Source organism: Arthrobacter sp. FW306-04-A (assembly GCF_044358315.1).
Lineage (GTDB): Bacteria > Actinomycetota > Actinomycetes > Actinomycetales > Micrococcaceae > Arthrobacter.
The window spans coordinates 1,220,184-1,238,785 of record NZ_CP084559.1 but is presented as its reverse complement, the minus strand read 5'-3'; the positions used below and the strand labels follow the sequence as shown (position 1 = coordinate 1,238,785).

The window sequence follows — 18,602 nt, the reverse complement described above, 5'->3', positions numbered from 1 at the left end:
GCACGGGGAAAAGCGCACAGGGGCCTCCTGCCGCGGCCCATGATTGCAGGCCGAAACCATGCAGGAGGACTGCAGCGGAGTTGTGCGCCGCCAGACTCAATTCAACTTAAACACCAATTGCGAACGGAGTTAGTTGTCCGAAGGCCTTCCCCGACCCCGGCTACTGGTTACCCACTGTAACCGAAGCGTTATAAAGTGACCAAGATTTTTACATACCGGGTATGCAAGGTAATTGCAGCTCAGTCCCACGATCCGTAGGTTGCCACCGTATTTTGGGCCAGTTGGGAACATAACGCGGAGAGTTCAGTTCCGGTAACTTCAGCCATGGAACGGACGGTGTAAGGCACCATGTAGCTCGCGTTGGGGCGGCCCCGGTGGGGATGCGGCGTCAGGAACGGGGAGTCGGTTTCTACGAGCACGAGTTCCGGATCCGCGATGGCGAGCGCCTCCCTCAGGTTTGCGGCGTTCTTGAAGGTCATGGTGCCGGCAAAGGACATGTACCAGCCGTTCGTGTTGCAGATCCGCGCCAGTTCCGCATCACCCGAGAAACAATGGAACACCACCCGCCCCGGGGAGCCCTCTTCCCGGAGGACCTGGACGACGTCGTCATGGGCGTCGCGGTCGTGGATTTGGAGAGTGAGATCGAGCCTCTTCGCGATGTCGATGTGGCGGCGGAAAGAGTGGCGCTGGTGCACCAGGCCGTCGCCGTGGGTGCGGAAGAAATCAAGGCCGGTTTCGCCGATCGCGCGGACCCTCGGATGGCCCGCCAGTTCTTCGATCTCCGCGAGCGCTGATTCCAGCTCTCCGCGGCCGGCGTAGGCCGGAGCGTCGTTGGGGTGGATGGCGACTGCCCCGAGGAGACGCCGGTCCGCGTCCAGCGCTTGGACCGTGAACCGCGATGACTCGAGGTCGCAGCCCACTTGCACGGCCCCCTGGACCCCCACGGCTTCGGCGGCGTCCAAAGCATCCACGACGGCTACTTCCAGCAGGCCGTGCCGGAAGTCGAGATGCGTGTGGTTGTCCATCACCGGGACCGGCAACGGCTCGGGAGCCGGCGGGTATTCCTTGCTGGAGTCACCGGTTTCCGGCGCGCGGTAGGGAGCCGGTGGGAGGGAGTTGCACATGCTCCCACCCTATCTTTCCTTCCTGAACCCCACCTTGTCCTGCCCTGATCTCTCCTCTGTCTCTTCCTCCGGAACGTACCTCTGTCTGCGGCGGGCCTAGGCTGGGTAGTCTGGTACAAAAGGCGGTAAATCCCGGCCAGGGCACCGCGGCCCGGCAGGGGTTCTGTCATGGCTGAGGGGTTGTCCATGGATTCAAAGCGACACGGTACCGTTGATGAGCCATTGCTGCGGGACGAGGCTGTTGTCGCCTTGCCGCCCGAACGCGAGACCCTCAACGGTCACAAGCTGCCGGTCATGGATCCTGCGCAATTCCACGCTGCGAGCGAGAAGATCCTGGCGGCGATCAACAAAGTCATCGACGGCAAAGCCGAAGCCGCCAAACTTGCCCTGACCGTGCTCCTCGCCCAGGGCCATCTGCTCGTGGAGGACGTGCCGGGCGTCGGCAAGACCCTGCTCGCCAAGACCCTCGCACGCACCATCGATTGCAAAGTCAGCCGGATCCAGTTCACCCCGGACCTTCTTCCTTCGGATGTCACGGGCGTCTCCATCTACAACCAGTCATCACGGCAGTTCGAGTTCCGGATGGGCGCAGTGTTCGCCAACATCGTGATCGGGGACGAAATCAATCGGGCCTCGGCCAAGACCCAGTCCGCCCTGCTCGAATGCATGGAAGAACACCAGGTGACGGTGGACGGCCATTCCTACCAGCTGGCCGAGCCGTTCATGGTGGTTGCGACGCAGAACCCCATTGAGATGGAAGGCACGTATCCGCTGCCGGAGGCCCAACGGGACCGGTTCATGGCACGAATCTCAATGGGCTACCCGGACAAGCTCTCCGAAATCGAGATGCTCGAGACGCATCAGGCGGTCTCACCCCTCGCGAAAGTCACCCCCGTGGTCACTTCCTCGGATGTCGCCGCCATGATCGCCACGGTACAGCAGGTCTTCGTCTCCCAATCCGTCAAGGAATACACGGTTGCCTTGGGGCGGGCCACACGGGACAGCGCGCGGCTGCGTCTCGGAGCCAGCCCGCGCTCCCTGCTGCAACTACTGCGGGCGGCCAAGGCGACTGCTGCTCTTGACGGACGGAATTTCGTCCTTCCGGACGACGTCATTTCCGTGGCCGAATCGGTGTTGGCGCACCGCATCATCCTTGACCGCAAGGCCGCCAGTTCCGGTGACACTCCGCAGAGCATCATCCGGGCGATCCTGGCCTCGCTCCCCGTAAGCCAGGACACTGGCGCCGAACGCCGCGGCAGCTAGCCGGATGTCCGGAGGGGGCACACATGGCACTGATGGATCTACTTCCCAAACACCTGTTCACCACCCGTGGCTGGGGACTGCTGGCCAGCGGCGTGGGCTCCCTGCTCCTGGCACAAATCATGGGCAGGCGCGACCTGCTGGCCCTCGGCATCCTGCTGATCGTGCTGCCGCTGGTATCCCTTGCCGGGGTTCGCGTCCTCAAACCGCGCTTTCAGGTTTTCCGGGAATTCAACCCGTCTTCCGTTGAAACTTCCTCCACCGCAACGGTGCGGCTGGCCGTGGCAAGGACCGGCGCGGCCACCGGCCCGGTGATCATGGAAGAGCAGTTGCCGCCGCGCTTCGGCGAACCTCCAGCCTTCCGGTTTCCCGCCCGTGCCGCTTCCGGCGGCACGAGCCGGTATGAATACCATTTGCGCTCGGGCAAGCGCGGCCAGTTCAGGATCGGCCCGGTCACCGCCGAGTTCTGCGATCCCTTTGGCTTGTCGCTGCACCGGCACGCGATCGACGACGGCGACATCCTCACCGTGACGCCTGCCGCCGTCGAGCTCCCCGCCACGGGCCTCGCGGGCGCACGCGGAAACGACGGCGTGACCGCCACCCGAATCCGTGCGAATCCCAGCGACGACGACGTCATGACCCGCGAATACCGTCATGGCGACCCCATGCGGCGCGTCCACTGGGCAGCGACCGCGCGGCACGGGGAACTCATGGTGCGGCAGGAAGAGTCCGTTACCACGCCCGAGGCGACCATCGTCATGGACCAGCGCTATTCCGCCTTCGTGTCGGGTTCAGGCGCCACCTTCGGTCCGGCCCACGAAGACGCCTTTGAACTGGTCAGCAGCGACAACTTCGAGTGGGTCGTGACGGCGGCCATGTCGATCAGCGCCCATCTTGCCGATCGGAACTACTCGCTGAGGTTCCTCGACGCCGCCGGGAATCCGGCGTTCCGTAGTTCCCACTCGGCCCCGGATCCCGAAACCGAGGAATTCAGCGGCTTGGGAGGCCTGCAATCCATTGCCGAGAGCCTGGCCGCAATTCAACTCACCGGCGCCCGGCATGTCCATGGCGAGCGCCGCAAGGAGGCCGCCGGCGTCGTTGACGGTGTTGAGGCGCCCTTCGACGACCACCTGATGGACAAGCTGGCGGCACACCGCCTGCGCGGACCCCTTCTCGCTTTGCTCGGCAATATGCCGCTCGCCGAGGCCCGCGCGTTGGCGCCCGCCGCCGGATACGGAGCCAATGCCTTCGCACTGGTGGTCACGGACCATCCCCACCATGCCCAGCCGATCATCGAAGCCTTGAAGCTGGGCGGCTGGCGGGCCGTCGCCGTCAGCTCGAGAACGGATCTTCCCGCCGCATGGGCGGGTTTCGATCAAGGAGAGATTCTCGCGGCCGCTGCCGCGGCGATGGACGTCAGGCGCGGAGCGGCGGTGCCGCGATGACAACCACCTCCCGGCACGAGACTCCCGGACGGACCCCGCGTCCGGCGTCGACGAGCACTACCGAGGCAGGAGCTTCCTCCCGCGGTCCGGGGAATGTACCCCCCGCCCGAAAGCCGGGGCCGGGTGCCTACCCGTGGGCCATGTCCGCAGCCGTCGCCATCGCCGTACTCGGGACATCGCTCTCGCTCAACGGTGTCTTCAGGGGCTGGGCTTGGTTGGTTCCTGCGATCACCACGGTGTGCACCGTCGCAATGACGTTGGCTGTTCTCCGCGCATTAAGGGCGCATTCGCTGCTCATCACGTTGGGCGGGCTCGTCTCCTTGGCGTTTATCCTCACCTTCACCTTCTTCCGGCAACAGAGCATCGCGGGCTTCGTCCCCTCCGGTGAGACATATGCCCAGCTCGGCAAGTTCCTGAAACGCGCAGGCGAAACCGTCGTCTCGGAGACCGCTCCCGTGGCCCCGAACGCCGGAATCGTGTTTGTCGCGTGCGCGAGCCTAGGCCTGGTGGTTGTCCTCACCGATGCGTTGGCGGTTCCACTCGGAATGCCTGCCACAAGCGGTTTGGGTCTTCTGGCCGTCCTCGTTTTCCCGGCCACCATCAAGCCGCAAGGCGCAGGGCTGCTCGGATTCCTTGCCGCTGCCATCGGTTTCATCCTGATCCTGGGGTGCAGCCAGTGGTTCGCGCCGGATTCCCGGCTACAGACAGACAACCCGCGCGGCACGGGGCAGCTCAAACGATCGACCGTGATCGGTGCCGTGGCCCTGGTTCTCGGGCTGCTGCTGCCCTTGACGATTCCAGGCTTCGAGCGCGGAACGTTTCCGGTGGGATCGCGCCTGAACCCCTGGGGCGTTTCCAACGGCCTGAATCCGATGATCACGCTCGGCAACAGCCTGCGCAATCCCACTGGCGACGGCCGCATCACCTACGCCACGAGTTCCACGGCCCCCGTTTACTTGCGTTCGGTCACCATTGACAAGTTCGACGGCGATACCTGGGCGCCGGACGACCGCGAGGCTTCCCGGCGCGTCGGACCCGGCCGCGTGGCGCCGGACTATCCGCTCCCCGCCGATTTGGTGCGCCAACTGACTGTGATCGATACCGGGCAGTTCACCAGCCCCTACCTGCCGGTTCCTTATGCTCCAACGGCCGTGAACGGGCTTAGCGGACGCTGGTCCTGGGATCCCGAAACCCTCAGCATCCGCGCCGAGGATACCAACACCAGGAACCAGCAATACACGGTATATTCGGCGCTGCCGGCCCTGACCTCCGCGACGTTAAGCCAGGACAATGCCCGGCCCACGTCCATCTCGCAGGATTTCATCCAGGTGCCAAACAACGTTCCGGACATTGTGAAGAACACGGCCAAGACCGTGACTGCTGGCGCCACTGGCAACTATGCCAAGGCAATAGCGATCCAGAGCTATCTACGCTCGCCGCAATTCAGCTACTCGCTGCAGGCTCCGGTCCAAGGCGGCTATGACGGCAACGGCTTGTCCGTGCTGGCGGATTTCCTCGAACAGAAGAGCGGCTACTGCGTCCACTTCGCGTCGGCCATGGCCGTCATGGCGCGGCTGTCCGGAATTCCGAGCCGCATCGCCGTGGGCTACGCGCCAGGACACTCTACCGGGGTTACCGTTGCCGTCGCAGGGCAGGAACCCCTGCCGGAGTTTGAGGTGGATGCCCGTGACGCCCATGCGTGGCCTGAACTCTATTTCGAAGGCGTGGGTTGGGTCGCCTTTGAACCGACCCCTTCACGCGGTGTGGTCCCACCCTATGCGGCCGAACCGACGTCGGAGGGCGGCCAGAGCACCAACCTGCACGACGAAAACCTGACCCCGGGGTCCGTGACCCCCCAGCCGGGAACCCCGGCGGTACCGCCCCTTGCGGGGTCCGGCGTTGGAGGGAGCACGTCCGCCGGCTCCGCAACCGTGCTGTACGTCGTCGCCGGGGCGCTCCTTGTGGCGGTATTGGCAGCCTCCCCGCGGCTGGTCCGCTCCGGCATCAGGGCGCGGCGCCTGAAACCGCGACGGGCCCTGCGGATCGGTTCCGGGGGCGGCGTCGGACCGGCCCCACCCCGGGACGGTCCTGTCCTTGCGTGGGCGGAGCTTCGGGACCTCGCCACCGACTACGGCGTGCCCCCCGTGCCGAGCGAAACGCCACGGCACTTCGCGGCCCGATTGCGCCACTCAGCTGTACTCGGAGCGCCGGCGGCTTCGGCGTCGGGAGCCGCCGACGACGCCGGGCAGCAGGCGGTTGCATTACTCACCGGCGACTTCGAGCGGCAGCGTTACGGTCCCCCGACGGATCCCGCGGCGGACGGCGCAACGGAGCAAGCAGGCGCGACAGCAGCGGGCAGGATCGCCGCCGTCCGCGCCGCATTGCGGCGCAATGCCACGTGGTTCGCAGCCTTCCGCGCGGACTGGTTCCCGCCGTCCTTGATGTCCCGCTGGTTCCAACTCGTGCGGACGCCGTTCCGCTGGTTGGGTGGCATTTCAGTGGCGGCAGCACGCCGGGCTGCGGCATCCTGGCAAAGCCTGTTCGGCTCCATCCGCCGGCGGCGTTGAGCCCCCAACCAACTCGCAGTTGTTGTCGCATACAGGCCGCTAAACGACACCTACTGCAAGCTAGTTGGGCTAAGAACGGCAAAGGCAGGGCATCGAAACCCTGGGGTTCCGGTGCCCTGCCTTTACTCGACGGCGAGTCCCCGTTGCGAGAGGTCTGCCGAAGCCTTTGCTAGTCGGCGTAAGGATCAGCGATGCCGACGTACTGCGTGGTCAGGTATTCCTCGATGCCTTCGAAGCCGCCTTCACGGCCCAGTCCGGACTGCTTGACGCCACCGAAGGGCGCCGCGGCGTTGGAGATGACGCCGGCGTTGAGGCCGAGCATGCCGGTCTCGATCTTTTCGCTGACGCGCAGGCCCCGGTTGAGGTCCTTGGTGTAAACGTAAGCGACCAGGCCGTATTCGGTGTTGTTGGCCAGCTTGATGGCTTCGTCTTCGCTCTTGAAGGTAATGATCGGGGCGACCGGTCCGAAGATTTCTTCCTTCAGGATGCGGGCGTCCGCGGAGACATTCTTGAGCACGGTGGGCTGGTAGAAGTAGCCGGGGCCATCCACCGGGGCACCGCCGGTGACCGCAATTGCGCCGTTGGCAACGGCGTCGGACACCAGGGCGTGCACTCCGTTGCGGGCCTTGCCGTCGATCAGCGGGCCAACAGTGGAGTCCGGCTCGGTGCCACGGGCCGTGTTGAGTGCGGCGATCTTGGCAGCGAATCTGTCGGCGAAGGAATCGGCGATGGAGTCGTGCACGATGAACCGGTTGGCGGCCGTGCAGGCCTCGCCCATGTTGCGCATCTTGGCTGCCACGGCGCCTTCGACGGCCTTGTCCAGGTCAGCGTCCTCGAACACCACGAATGGTGCGTTGCCGCCGAGTTCCATGGAGCTGCGCAGGACCTTGTCCGCGGCTTCGCGCATGAGGGCCTGTCCGACGGCGGTGGAACCGGTGAAGGAGATCTTGCGCAGGCGGTCGTCCTTGATGAGGGGTCCGGTGACAGCGCCTGCCGTGGAGGTCTGGATGACGTTGAGCACGCCTGCGGGGAGGCCGGCTTCCTGCATGACCTGGGCGAAGAGCAGGCTGGTCAGCGGGGTCAGGTTGGCGGGCTTGAGTACCATCGTGCAGCCGGCCGCGACGGCGGGGGCAATCTTGCGGGTAGCCATGGCCAGCGGGAAGTTCCAGGGAGTAATCAGCAGGCAGGGGCCAACCGGCTTCTTCTGGACCAGAATGCGGTTCTTGCCGTCCGGGGCTGCAGAGTAGCGGCCGCTGACGCGGACGGCTTCCTCGGAGAACCAACGGAGGAACTCGGCGCCGTAGGCTACTTCACCGCGGGATTCGGCCAAGGGCTTGCCCATTTCCAAGGTCATGAGCAGAGCGAAGTCCTCGGCTCGTGCCGTGACCAGCTCGAAGGCGCGGCGCAGGATTTCGCCACGTTCGCGCGGAGCGGTACGCGCCCAGGAGGCCTGCGCGGCGGCAGCAGCGTCCAGTGCGGCGGCGCCGTCCTCTGCCCCGGCGTCGGAGATGCTCATGAGCACCTTGCCCGTGGCGGGATCCTCGACGTCGAACGTCCTGCCGGATGCCGCAGGCAGCCACTGGCCGTTGATGAGCAGCCCGGTGGGAACGGAGGCGAGAAGTTCGCTTTCGCGATCGGCGGTAACAGTCACAGTGACTCCTTCGTCAGTTGGTGCACGTTGTAGGGATGCACCAACACTTGATTTTGTGGAATTACTGTCACGGTACTGCCCGCCGGGAAGAAGTGTCTACGCCTTCGCGCACTGCCGTACGAGCACGGGTTTGTGCAGTTGCACAGCCCCTGGGTTGGGCCCGAAGCTACCGCGCGGCGAGCACCGTCCTAACGCGCCGCGAGCACCGCTGAGTACAACTCACGCTTGCTGATGCGGGCCTCTTCGGCCACGGCAGCCACTGCTTCCTTGAGCCTGACGCCCTTGGCCATGAGTTCGTTGACTGCGGCGACGTGGTCTTCAGGCTTGCCCGGTGCCTGTTCGGGTGCGCCTGCAACGACTACGGCAATCTCGCCGCGAACCTCGTTGTTTTCAGCCCATTCGAGCAGATCCCGGACGGTTCCCCTGATGACTTCCTCATAGGTCTTGGTCAATTCGCGGCACACTGCGATGCGGCGGTCCGCGCCGAACCGCTCGTGCAGTGCGCGGAGCATTGGCTCAAGCCGGTGCGGTGCCTCAAAGAACACCATCGTCCGGCGTTCGTTGCCAAGGTCTGCAAGGCGGGAACTGCGTTCGCCGGCTTTGCGCGGCAGGAATCCTTCAAAGCAGAACCGATCCGTGGGCAGCCCCGAAAGCGCCAGCGCAGTCAATACGGCGGACGGCCCTGGAAAGGCGGTGACGAAGAGCCCAGCGGCCACCGCGCCCTCCACGAGTCGGAAGCCGGGGTCGGATACTGCGGGCATCCCGGCGTCGCTCACCATGATGATGGTCTTGCCCGCCCTGACGTAGTCCAGCAGTTCCTCGGTCTTGGCGGCCTCGTTGTGCTCGTGGTAGCTGATGACGCGGCCGGACACAGTAATACCGAGCGAGTGGACCAGCCGATGCAAGCGTCGGGTGTCCTCTGCGGCGACGATGTCGGCGGTCTGCAGCAACTCGACGAGCCGGCTGGAAGCATCGCCGACGTTGCCGATCGGAGTGGCGGCCAGCACGATCCGGCCCACGCCGTCGGGAAGTGCGGGAAGGGCCTGTGGCTCAACGGGCTCCGCGGCGGTGTCCATGGACTCCGAGGGCTCCGCGGAGGCAGGATCGAGGGCTTCATCCGGGGAGCTCAGCTGTTCAGTCACCCGTCTAGCCTATCTCCGCCTCCAATGGGCGCGCCCCGCACACTGTGTGGGACTAGCCTCCCGCGGTCTGCGACCGACCCCCATGCTGCTTTCAGGGAGCTATCGGAGGCAAAAGGTAGCATGGCTGAGTGATCGATACCTCCGTGCGCCCCGCCCCGCAAACCTGGTTGACACGGCCCCGCGAGGCGTTCACCGCAGAGGCCCTGCGTACGCGGCTCATTGGCAGCATCCAGAGTTGGCGGGACTACCCGCCGTCATTGAGACTGTGGTTCTGGTTGATCCCCATCATCACTGCCGTGATCGGCGGGATCCTGCGTTTTGTCCGCCTCGATGCCCCGCACAGCCTCGTGTTCGACGAGACCTACTATGTCAAGGACGCCTACTCCCTCTTGGTCAGCGGCTACGAGCGGAGCTGGCCGGATAAGGCCAACGACGCCTTCAACGCGGGCAACCCCAACGTCCTGCTCGACTCCCCCGAATACGTGGTACATCCCCCGGTAGGAAAGTGGATGATCGCCTTCGGGATGTGGCTCTTCGGTTCGGACAATTCCTTCGGCTGGCGGTTCTCCGCAGCCCTGACGGGTACTCTCTCCGTTTTCCTGATCGCCTTGATCGCCATGAAGCTGTTCCGTTCCCACATCCTGGGCGCGGTCACGGGGCTGCTGCTCGCCGTCGACGGCCACCACCTGGTCATGTCCCGCACTTCCCTGCTGGACATCTTCCTGATGTTTTGGCTGCTCGCGGCGTTTGGTGCCCTGCTGATGGACCGCGACGACGGCCGGCGCCGTCTAGCGGCACGGCTCGCCGCGCTTGCGGGCACGTCGAAGGACGGCCGGCCAACGCCATCGCAACTCGCATCAGGGCCGTGGCTTGGATTTCGATGGTGGCGCCTAGCGGCCGGCGTTTGCCTCGGCCTGGCGGTCGGCACGAAATGGTCGGCACTCTTTTTCGTTGCCGGTTTCGGCTTGATGACGGTCTTCTGGGATATGAGCGCGCGGCGTATCGCGGGCATTCGGAGTTGGCCCAGCTCCGCGATCATCAAAGACGGCGTGCCGGCGTTCTTCACCATGATCCCGGTGGCCGGAGCCGTGTACTTGTCCACGTGGACCGGCTGGTTCCTTTCCAAGGATGCCTACTACCGGCAATGGGCCGAAACGAATCCTTCCGCCACCTGGGGATGGATTCCAGGGCCGTTGCGCTCACTTGCTTACTACCACATGGAAGCCTACAACTTCCATCAAGGCCTCAGCTCACCCCACCCTTATCAATCGAGTCCGTGGAGCTGGCTGGTCATGGGGCGGCCCACGTCGTTTTACTACGAGTCGCCCAAGCAGGGAACGTCCGGTTGCGACCTCTCCAGCTGCACCTCGGCAATCCTGTCCGTGGGCAATCCTGTGATCTGGTGGGGTGCAACGATTGCACTCTTCGTGGTGCTTTTCTGGTGGGCCGGACGGCGCGACTGGCGGGCCGGAGCCATCCTGGCGGGGGTCGCCGCAGGGTATCTGCCGTGGTTCATGTATCCGGACCGCACGATGTTCTACTTTTACGCGCTCTCCTTCGAACCCTTCCTTGTCTTGGCTCTCGTCTACGGATTGGGTCTTGCTCTGGGCAAGAGCAGCGCTCCCCCGTGGCGCCGTCGCTCGGGACTCTACGTGGTGGGGCTGGTGGTCGTTCTTGCCGTGCTGCTGTCGGCGTTCTTCTACCCGGTGTGGACGGCGGAAGTGATCAGCTACCAAGACTGGCGCATGCGTATGTGGATGCCGTCCTGGATCTAGCCACTATTTTTCGAGCGGGCCGTCCCCAGAGGAGGTCGGCTTCACATCCGCGGGGTCTTCCGCAGCCGCGTCGTCCTTGGCCGGCAGTCCGCGACGACGGCGGGTAGGCCACGTGAAGATGAGCGTCAGCAGGGCGACGACGAAGACCAAAGCGCCGATCACTATTCCGGCGTCCATCCAGAACTGTCCAGGGAACAAACGGATCAGGGTGTCGTCGAGCGAAAATGTCCAGGTGCCGTTCGCGAAGAAGATCTGGTGGAACTCCGCGAAGAACTGCTGCCAGCCAAGGGCGGCAAGCGTGCCCAGCCCCAGAATGAGCACGAGAGTGACGATCGAGCCGGCGAATAGGCCGCGGCGAATTCCGCCAATGCTGCGCTTACGCAGATACAGCATGGCGATGATGCCAATGATGATCATGAGGGCGCCGGCACCGAATGCGGAGAGCATCACGGTCTTGACGTCCGCCATGTGGGAGACTTCGCCCTCCTTGAACAGCTTCTCGCTGTTCCGGTTGACCAGCTCTCCCAAGTAGCGCGGGCCGGACCAGTTGCTGAGGTAGTCCACGGCATAGGAACCGTAGGTTATCCGGTCATCGGCATTGAAGCCGTAGCCGTCGCCCGGGAACCCTGGCCGGTAGTACTCCACCCACAAAAACAACGGGCTGGCCACGGTGCGGATTGCCAGCACCAGGAGGACCACCGGGTAGAAGACGGCCAGCAGGACCTGGAAAATGCGCGGAGCCACGGGTTTGGCGTTGGCAGCCTGCTCGCGCTCGTGGTTGCGGCGTTCCACCTCGGATTCCGGGGGGCGGACCTGAAGGGCCGACGTCGGCAGGGGCTCGGCGAAGAGCGCCGGTTCCACCCCCGCTTCGGCCGCCTCGGCGGCCTTGCGGTCAGCCCGGGTCTCGGGCTGTCCGGACGCGGATTCAACCGCCGGTTTGCCCTCGGGTACCGACTTCGTGGAAGAGTCCTGGCCTCCGTCAGCAGCCATTGTCGTGCGTGTGTCCGGTGCCGCGGACTTGGGGGCAGGCTTCATCCAATCGAAGGCCGGCTCATCGCCGTCGTCATGGATATTCGCGTCCGGGTCTTTGGGGATCGGGCTCTTCTCGGTCACTTCAAATTCACTTCCGTAGGATTCACATGCCGGCGCGGGAACGGTCCGCTGGCAATCTTCTCTGTCTTCGAGCCTACAGTCCGCCCTCGCGGAGGGACGAGGAGCCACCCCGGCGAACGCCGGATTGCGACCGGACCCATGTGCCGTTAAGCGGCTATCTCCCGGTAGCCGGCGTCGTTGCTATCCAGGTCACCTGTGGCGCCGGCATGGAACGCCCGTCCGCCCAGCACGAGGGTATAGACCCAGTATGCCGCGAGCACGAGCGAACCGATCAGTATCTTTGCCCATACCGGAAGCGGGCTGGGGGTCACGAAGGCCTCAACGAGTCCGGAAAGCAACAGGACGATCACCAGGCCCAGAGCCACGGTGATCAGCGAGCGGCCCTCGTCCGCCACGGCCTGCATCCTGCGGCGGGGGCCGGGCGAAACCATGGCCCAGAAAATGCGGAGACCGCCCGCGGACGCAATGAAAACGGCGGTCAGCTCCATGAGGCCGTGCGGGAGGATGTAGCTGAAAAACACGTCCGTCTTGCCGGTGGCGGCAAAGACACCAGCAGCGATCCCCAGGCCCTGAGCATTCGAGAACAGCATGTATGGCACCCAGAAGCCGGTGATGCCCAAAGCTACGGACTGCGCCGCGATCCAGGCATTGTTTGTCCAGACAGCCCCTGCGAAGGACGCAGCGGGGTTCTCCGAGTAATAGCCAACAAAATCTTGGTCGACGTATTGCTTGACGGCGCTGCTGCTTCCCAGTGCTCTCAACGCGTCCGACGACGTCCCAATCCACAGCGTGTACGCCGCCGCTACAAGGCAAAAGAAGACCCCGCACCACACCGTCAGCCAGCGCAAGCGGTAGAACGCAGCCGGTAAGGACACAACGAAAAAGCGCGCGAGGTCTTCCATGAAATTCGACCTCGCCCCGGTGAATCGGGTGCGGGCCTGGGCCAGGGCTGCCGACAAGGACGCGGACAGCGCGCTCTCCGGGGCTACGGACCGGATGAGGGACAGGTGTGATGACACCAGTTGGTACAACCGCAACAGCTCATCGGCTTCGCCGCCGTCAAGGCGTCGTTTGTGCGCGAGCTCGTGCAAGCGGGACCATCTGGTTCCGTTCACGGCGGAGAAGGCGTCCATGTCCACGGCACTACCCTAGTGCCAACAATCCCAAAGCAGTGCCAACAATCCCAAAGCAGTGCCAATGCTCCCGGCAACCCTGCTACACACCCGCCTCCACGGCTAGACTCGATCCAGCGGGAGCCGACCGGTCCCGCCCACATCGTGGGAGTACGTGGCAGTTTCTGGGGGACGGCTTGAGTTCGATCATTACCGGCGAGGCCGTGGTCCTCGAACTGCGGCCGGCATCGTTCGGGGCGAGGGCCCTCGGGCTCATGCTCGATGTCCTGGTGCATGTCCTGTTGCTTTTCGGATTGCTGATTCTGCTGAGCGTAGCGGCACCGGACATGGACGAAGCCGCCGGCCGCGCTATGGTCCTGTCCAGCGTGGTGCTGTGCCTTGTGGTCGTTCCCGTGGCTGTGGAAACGCTGAGCCGCGGCCGCTCGCTGGGAAAGCTGGCTACCGGACTCAGGATCGTGCGCGACGACGGCGGCTCCATCCGTTTCCGGCATGCGCTGATCCGCGGGTTGATCGGCTTCCTGGAGATCTACGCGACGTTCGGCGGACTGGCCATCGCCGTGGCCCTGTTCAACGACAAGTCGAAGAGGCTCGGAGATGTCGTGGCGGGAAGCTATTCCCTCAGGCAGCGCGTTCCCGCTGAACGGAAGATCCTCCCCTACACTCCGCCACAATTGCAGGCTTGGGTGGGAATCGCGGACATCGGCAGGGTGCCGGACGGCACGGCGCGGCGTGCCTCACAATTCATCCAGCAAGCATTCCGGATGGCCCCGGAATCACGCACCAGGCTGGCCGGAGCCCTCGCCAACGAACTGGCAGCCCACGTTGCCCCGCCGCCGCCGCCCGGAACGACTCCGGAAGACTATTTGCACGCCGTGCTGTGCGAACGGCGGAACCGGGACCTCGAACGATTGCGCCGCGCAGAGCATCGCAGCGCCACGGTCGGCGCGCGACTCAACAGGCTCCCGTTCACGCGCTAGGCGAGCAGCCGGCGTCGTGCGCTTCCGACGGCGCTTAGCGCTTCGCGTACTGCGCCCAGGGGATGTTCCAGTCGCCAAAGCCGTCGTCGAAGTTGGCGTAATCGCCCTCGGTGTTGACCACTTGCACGACGTCTCCGGTTGTCATGTTGTCGAACACCCATTTCGCCCCGTCCGGTCCCAGGCCGATACACCCGTGGGAGAGATTTGTGACGCCGATGTAAGGCATCGCCGAGTCCGTGGCCTGGTGGATGAACTCCCCGCTGGGCGTCAGGCGCGTGGCGTAGTTGACGTCTAGCTGTCCGTAGTAAGCAGGATCGCCTGGCTTGAGACCGATGGTGGAGGCGTCCATGTGCTCCACCCGGTACTTTTCCATGAGCACCAGGTAGCCGCGCGCGGAAGGGAACCTGGTGTCGCCCATGGTGTCCGGCCACTGGCCAACCTGCTGATCGTTGACGCTGACCGTGAAGGTGTGGGCGACCGCGTCAGCTATGGCAACCTTCTTGTCTCCGATTTTGAAGGAGTTCGTCTTGTTGAAGTTGCCGATCTGGCCGTTGCCGAAGTCCACCCCGAACAGTTTGAGATCCACTGTCACGGTGCTGTTCGCTGCCCAGAAGTTCTCCGGACGGTAGCGCACCATGGTGTCGCTGAACCAGTGGAAGGCCCCGACTTGGCCCGACGTGGACGTGACCTTGATGGCCTTCTCGACAGCGGCCTTGTTGACCACGGGTTCACTGAAGGTGATCTGGAGCGGCTGCGCCACGCCTACTTTGGACCCCTCCAGAGGGTACATCGCGGCGTCGGCCTCGTTCTGGGTGGAAACCGTCGCGAAGGACTGGGTTTTCGACGTGGCGCGGCCAGCCGAATCCGCCACGGTGTAGTTGAAAGTGTATGAAGTGTTGAATTCGAGGGGCGTGGTGGCCGTCCAGCTGAGGCCATCCGGGGTCAACCCGCCCTCAATGGTCTTTCCCTTGGTGCTCGTCAAGGAGACCCTGTCCAGGGTTCCGTCCTTGACGGCGATTGTGACGGGGGCAGCGGGGTTTACCTGTTTGGCCCCGCTCGCAGGTGAGGCGACCACCGTGGCGGGCTTCACGACGGGCAGCACCGCACCCGCCTCGCTGCGTTCACCGGATGATCCTTCGGACTCGATCGCCGCACTGGCCGCATGCGGCGCCACGGCAGCGAAAGTGCCGCTGAGGGCTGCAACGAGGCAGACAACCACGATCCAGGCCATCCTCCGGAACCCGCTTCGCTTCGTCTGCGCAGTGTCCAAGTGCTCGGCAGTGCCATCGTCCACGGGCTCCGCCGCGTTGGCATGCTCGAATGCGTCCCAGCGCTCAGAAACGTCCGCGTGCCCGCCGTCAGGATTATGACCCATGTTCGAATTCTCCAAAAAACTCGCGCCCCCAAAAAACTCACGCCCCACAGCCGCATCCTAACGGGCGCGGCTTGATATTGGCTGGGAGCTCGCCGGTCAGCGCGCTCCCAGCCCGTGTTCTCTCAGTACCGGTAGTGTTCGGGCTTGTACGGCCCGGCAACGTCAAGATCCAGGTATTCAGCCTGTTCCTTGCTGAGTTCGGTCAATTCCACACCCAAGGCATCCAAGTGGAGGCGTGCGACCTTCTCGTCGAGGATCTTCGGCAGCACGTAAACCTCGTTCGAGTATTCACGCTCGCCTTCGGGCTGGTCCTTCTTCGTCCACAGCTCGATCTGGGCGATCGTCTGGTTGGCGAAGGAGTTGCTCATCACGAATGACGGGTGGCCGGTCGCGTTGCCCAGGTTCAGGAGCCGGCCTTCGGAAAGCAAGATGATGGATCGCTCATCCCGGCCATCGGCTGCGGGGAACACCCATTCGTGGACCTGCGGCTTGATTTCAACTTTCTGGACGCCGGGAAGCTTTGCCAGTCCGGCCATGTCGATCTCGTTGTCGAAGTGGCCGATGTTGCCCACGATCGCTTTGTTCTTCATGCGGAGCATGTCGGAGGCCATGATGACGTCTTTGTTGCCCGTGGTGGTGATGAAGATATCGCCCTGTTCCAGCACCGATTCAAGTTTGGCCACCTGGTAGCCGTCCATGGCTGCCTGGAGTGCGCAGATGGGATCGATCTCGGTCACAATGACGCGTGAGCCCTGGCCGCGGAGTGCCTCGGCGGCGCCCTTGCCGACGTCACCGTAGCCGCAGACGACGGCGACCTTGCCGCCCATGAGGACATCCGTGGCACGGTTGATGCCGTCCGGTAGCGAGTGGCGGATGCCGTACTTGTTGTCGAATTTGCTCTTCGTCACGGAGTCGTTGACGTTGATGGCCGGGAACAGGAGCTTGCCCTGTTCGGCGAGCTGGTAGAGACGGTGCACGCCCGTGGTGGTTTCCTCGCTCACGCCACGGATGCCGGCAGCGATGCGGGTCCACTTCTTCGGGTCGGCGGCAAGGCTCTTGCGCAGCACATCCAGGACGAGTGCGTACTCTTCGGGATCGTTTTCCGTAGCGGTCGGCACCGCGCCTGCGGCTTCGAACTCGACGCCCTTGTGGACCAGCATCGTGGCGTCGCCGCCGTCGTCGAGGATCATGTTGGGCCCCAACTCCGGGTTGGAATCCGCGCCGGGCCAGCTGAGGATCTGCTCGGCGGTCCACCAGTATTCCTCGAGGGTCTCGCCTTTCCAGGCGAACACAGGAACGCCTTGGGGATCCCCGACCGTCCCCTTGCCGACCACGACGGCGGCAGCGGCCTCGTCCTGCGTGGAGAAGATGTTGCAGGAGGCCCAGCGGACCTCGGCGCCGAGGGCGGTCAGTGTCTCGATGAGAACCGCGGTCTGCACGGTCATGTGCAGGGACCCGGCAATGCGGGCTCCCTTGAGCGGCTGGCTCGGACCGAACTCGGCGCGCAACGACATGAGGCCCGGCATTTCGTGCTCGGCCAAGCGGATCTGGTGGCGCCCGGCTTCGGCCAGGGAGATGTCTGCAACCTTATAGTCGAAAGTCATGGAAGTCCTTAGAAGTACCGAATGGTTGAAGTCAGTTGTGGCTCAGGCGCGGCGGGGTCCGTCGTGCTGGTCCGAGGCAGCGGCGTTGGCGGCTGCCAGCAGTTCCGGAGGCAGCAGCAAGGGGATTCCGTCCTGGATGGCGTAGCGGACCTTTTCACCCGAGGCGGCCGCCGCCGTCGAGACAAGTTCCTCGCCGTCCTGCTCCAACGGGGACCCAGTGACCGGGCAACGCAGGATGGATAACAATTCAGGACTGACCTTTGGCATGGTTGAAGCTCCCTGGATGGCACCATCACAGGCGCCGCTTTGGACTGATATGCAGCTTCCAGAGTACAACCCGGCGGCACCGGGAACCTTGTCACAAAGGGAGCAGCGACACACGGAGTCAGACAGCGGCGGTTCGTGCTGGACGCGAAGGAGTTCAGGAAGGATCGCGCAGGATGCGCAGGTGGCGCCTTGTTGTTCCCTCTGCAGGGACCGGTCCATCAAAGGGGGCGCGGGCAGTGCGCTGTTCCGGCGCCGGGGCCGAGGCCGCTTCGCGCACGGCATTGGCCAGGGCGAGGAGATCGTTCGGTCCGGGCTGCGGCGGCGAGGACGGCATGGCGAGCCGCATGACTTCCCAGCCCCTCGGTACCGTCAGCGATTCCGCATGCTGCGCGCACAGATCGTAGGAGTGGGGCTCGGCATACGTAGCCAGAGGACCCAGCACCGCCGTCGATTCGGCGTAGACGTACGTCAAAGTGGCCACCGCGGATTGACGGCAAGCTGATCTGGAACACTGACGAATTACACCCACAACATCCCAGATTAGCCGCACTTCGCCGCGGCGCGGTGCATTGCCTCTGAGCGGGCATTATGTCGCGTTGGCGTAGGCGCGGGTCTAAAGTCGATATATGCAGTCACAGCACCACGTTCCGGGCTTCACAGTCCATTTGTCTGATACCGGGGACAGCCAGGAAACGACGACGGCGGGCACGTCCGTACGCGGCTTCAGGCAGCGCCGCAGAAACCGCCACGGGCGGGGGTTGCGCGGGGAAATCATGCTTCCCAACGTTCCCGGGTACCGGACGCGTGGGGAAAAGTTCGACGACCTCGTGCTGGATTCCGCCGAACGGCTGCAGGATATGTGGGGCAAACGGCTCGACGGCGTCTCGTTCGCCGTCGACGAGATCCCGCCAAACCTCGAGGAACTGGTGGCCCAAGGCACAGCGGCACCGTTGGGCTCATACACCCCGGCAGCCCACGGCGCAGGACCCGTCATCACCATCTATCGGCGCGTCGTAGAGCACACCACCGGGGGCCGCGAGGACCTCCAGGACCTGGTGCACGACGTCGTCGTCGAATACACCGCCGAGATGCTCGGCGTCCCGCCGGAGACCCTGGACCCTGTCTACCGCCGTCGTTATCAGTAAGCCGCGGCCCGGCAGAGCGCTACC

At 64.4% G+C, this 18,602-nt stretch carries 15 protein-coding genes; 6 read left to right on the top strand and 9 right to left on the bottom strand.

What is annotated here, in order from left to right:
- Positions 1-239 precede the first annotated feature (239 nt).
- Complete coding sequence (locus LFT43_RS05715) at positions 240-1,124, bottom strand: TatD family hydrolase (protein ID WP_395801563.1); 885 nt, start codon at positions 1,122-1,124, stop codon at positions 240-242.
- 186 nt (positions 1,125-1,310) lie between these two features.
- On the opposite strand from LFT43_RS05715, the gene LFT43_RS05710 reads away from it, so the two are divergent.
- The 3 genes from LFT43_RS05710 to LFT43_RS05700 all read left to right on the top strand — a co-directional run bounded on the left by LFT43_RS05710 (position 1,311) and on the right by LFT43_RS05700 (position 6,396).
- Entirely contained in the window at positions 1,311-2,387 is a 1,077-nt protein-coding gene (locus tag LFT43_RS05710) for an AAA family ATPase (RefSeq protein WP_395801562.1), read from the top strand.
- Positions 2,388-2,410: 23 nt separating this feature from the next.
- Complete coding sequence (locus LFT43_RS05705; RefSeq protein ID WP_395801561.1) at positions 2,411-3,829, top strand: DUF58 domain-containing protein; 1,419 nt, start codon at positions 2,411-2,413, stop codon at positions 3,827-3,829.
- A 140-nt stretch (positions 3,830-3,969) separates the two neighbouring features.
- Positions 3,970-6,396, top strand: a complete 2,427-nt coding sequence (locus LFT43_RS05700) for a DUF3488 and DUF4129 domain-containing transglutaminase family protein (protein ID WP_395801560.1) — start codon at positions 3,970-3,972, stop codon at positions 6,394-6,396.
- Positions 6,397-6,565: 169 nt separating this feature from the next.
- On the opposite strand, the gene LFT43_RS05695 is transcribed toward LFT43_RS05700, so the two are convergent.
- Entirely contained in the window at positions 6,566-8,047 is a 1,482-nt protein-coding gene (locus tag LFT43_RS05695) for an NAD-dependent succinate-semialdehyde dehydrogenase (RefSeq protein WP_395801559.1), read from the bottom strand.
- Positions 8,048-8,235: 188 nt separating this feature from the next.
- Positions 8,236-9,123 carry a 16S rRNA (cytidine(1402)-2'-O)-methyltransferase gene (gene rsmI, locus LFT43_RS05690; protein ID WP_395802929.1) on the bottom strand — a complete coding sequence of 296 codons (888 nt, stop codon included), beginning with the start codon at positions 9,121-9,123 and terminating at the stop codon, positions 8,236-8,238.
- A gap of 194 nt (positions 9,124-9,317) precedes the next feature.
- Here rsmI and LFT43_RS05685 point away from each other — a divergent pair, with 194 nt between their 5' ends.
- The gene (locus LFT43_RS05685; protein WP_395801558.1) at positions 9,318-10,964 is read left to right on the top strand and encodes a dolichyl-phosphate-mannose--protein mannosyltransferase; all 1,647 of its coding nucleotides are present in this window, start codon (positions 9,318-9,320) and stop codon (positions 10,962-10,964) included.
- A 3-nt stretch (positions 10,965-10,967) separates the two neighbouring features.
- Here the strand turns inward: LFT43_RS05685 and LFT43_RS05680 are convergent, their stop codons facing one another.
- Together LFT43_RS05680 and LFT43_RS05675 are read right to left on the bottom strand one after the other, a co-directional pair.
- Entirely contained in the window at positions 10,968-12,077 is a 1,110-nt protein-coding gene (locus LFT43_RS05680; RefSeq protein ID WP_395801557.1) for a TIGR01906 family membrane protein, read from the bottom strand.
- 146 nt (positions 12,078-12,223) lie between these two features.
- Positions 12,224-13,216: a stage II sporulation protein M gene (locus LFT43_RS05675; RefSeq protein WP_395801556.1), complete on the bottom strand. Its 993-nt coding sequence runs from the start codon at positions 13,214-13,216 to the stop codon at positions 12,224-12,226.
- 170 nt (positions 13,217-13,386) lie between these two features.
- Here LFT43_RS05675 and LFT43_RS05670 point away from each other — a divergent pair, with 170 nt between their 5' ends.
- Positions 13,387-14,187 (top strand): RDD family protein, encoded by an 801-nt coding sequence (locus tag LFT43_RS05670; RefSeq protein ID WP_395801555.1) that lies wholly within the window; start codon positions 13,387-13,389, stop codon positions 14,185-14,187.
- Between the two features lie 34 nt (positions 14,188-14,221).
- Here LFT43_RS05670 and LFT43_RS05665 read toward each other — a convergent pair whose 3' ends face one another.
- The 4 genes from LFT43_RS05665 to LFT43_RS05650 form a co-directional block, all read right to left on the bottom strand.
- Positions 14,222-15,418: an Ig-like domain-containing protein gene (locus tag LFT43_RS05665; RefSeq protein WP_395802927.1), complete on the bottom strand. Its 1,197-nt coding sequence runs from the start codon at positions 15,416-15,418 to the stop codon at positions 14,222-14,224.
- Between the two features lie 266 nt (positions 15,419-15,684).
- Entirely contained in the window at positions 15,685-17,166 is a 1,482-nt protein-coding gene (gene ahcY, locus LFT43_RS05660; protein ID WP_395801554.1) for an adenosylhomocysteinase, read from the bottom strand.
- A 42-nt stretch (positions 17,167-17,208) separates the two neighbouring features.
- Positions 17,209-17,433: a Trm112 family protein gene (locus LFT43_RS05655; protein WP_395801553.1), complete on the bottom strand. Its 225-nt coding sequence runs from the start codon at positions 17,431-17,433 to the stop codon at positions 17,209-17,211.
- 154 nt (positions 17,434-17,587) lie between these two features.
- Positions 17,588-17,962, bottom strand: a complete 375-nt coding sequence (locus LFT43_RS05650) for a DUF3499 domain-containing protein (protein ID WP_395801552.1) — start codon at positions 17,960-17,962, stop codon at positions 17,588-17,590.
- 97 nt (positions 17,963-18,059) lie between these two features.
- Here LFT43_RS05650 and LFT43_RS05645 point away from each other — a divergent pair, with 97 nt between their 5' ends.
- On the top strand, positions 18,060-18,578 hold the full coding sequence (locus LFT43_RS05645) for a metallopeptidase family protein (protein ID WP_395801551.1): 519 nt from the start codon (positions 18,060-18,062) through the stop codon (positions 18,576-18,578).
- Positions 18,579-18,602 lie beyond the last annotated feature (24 nt).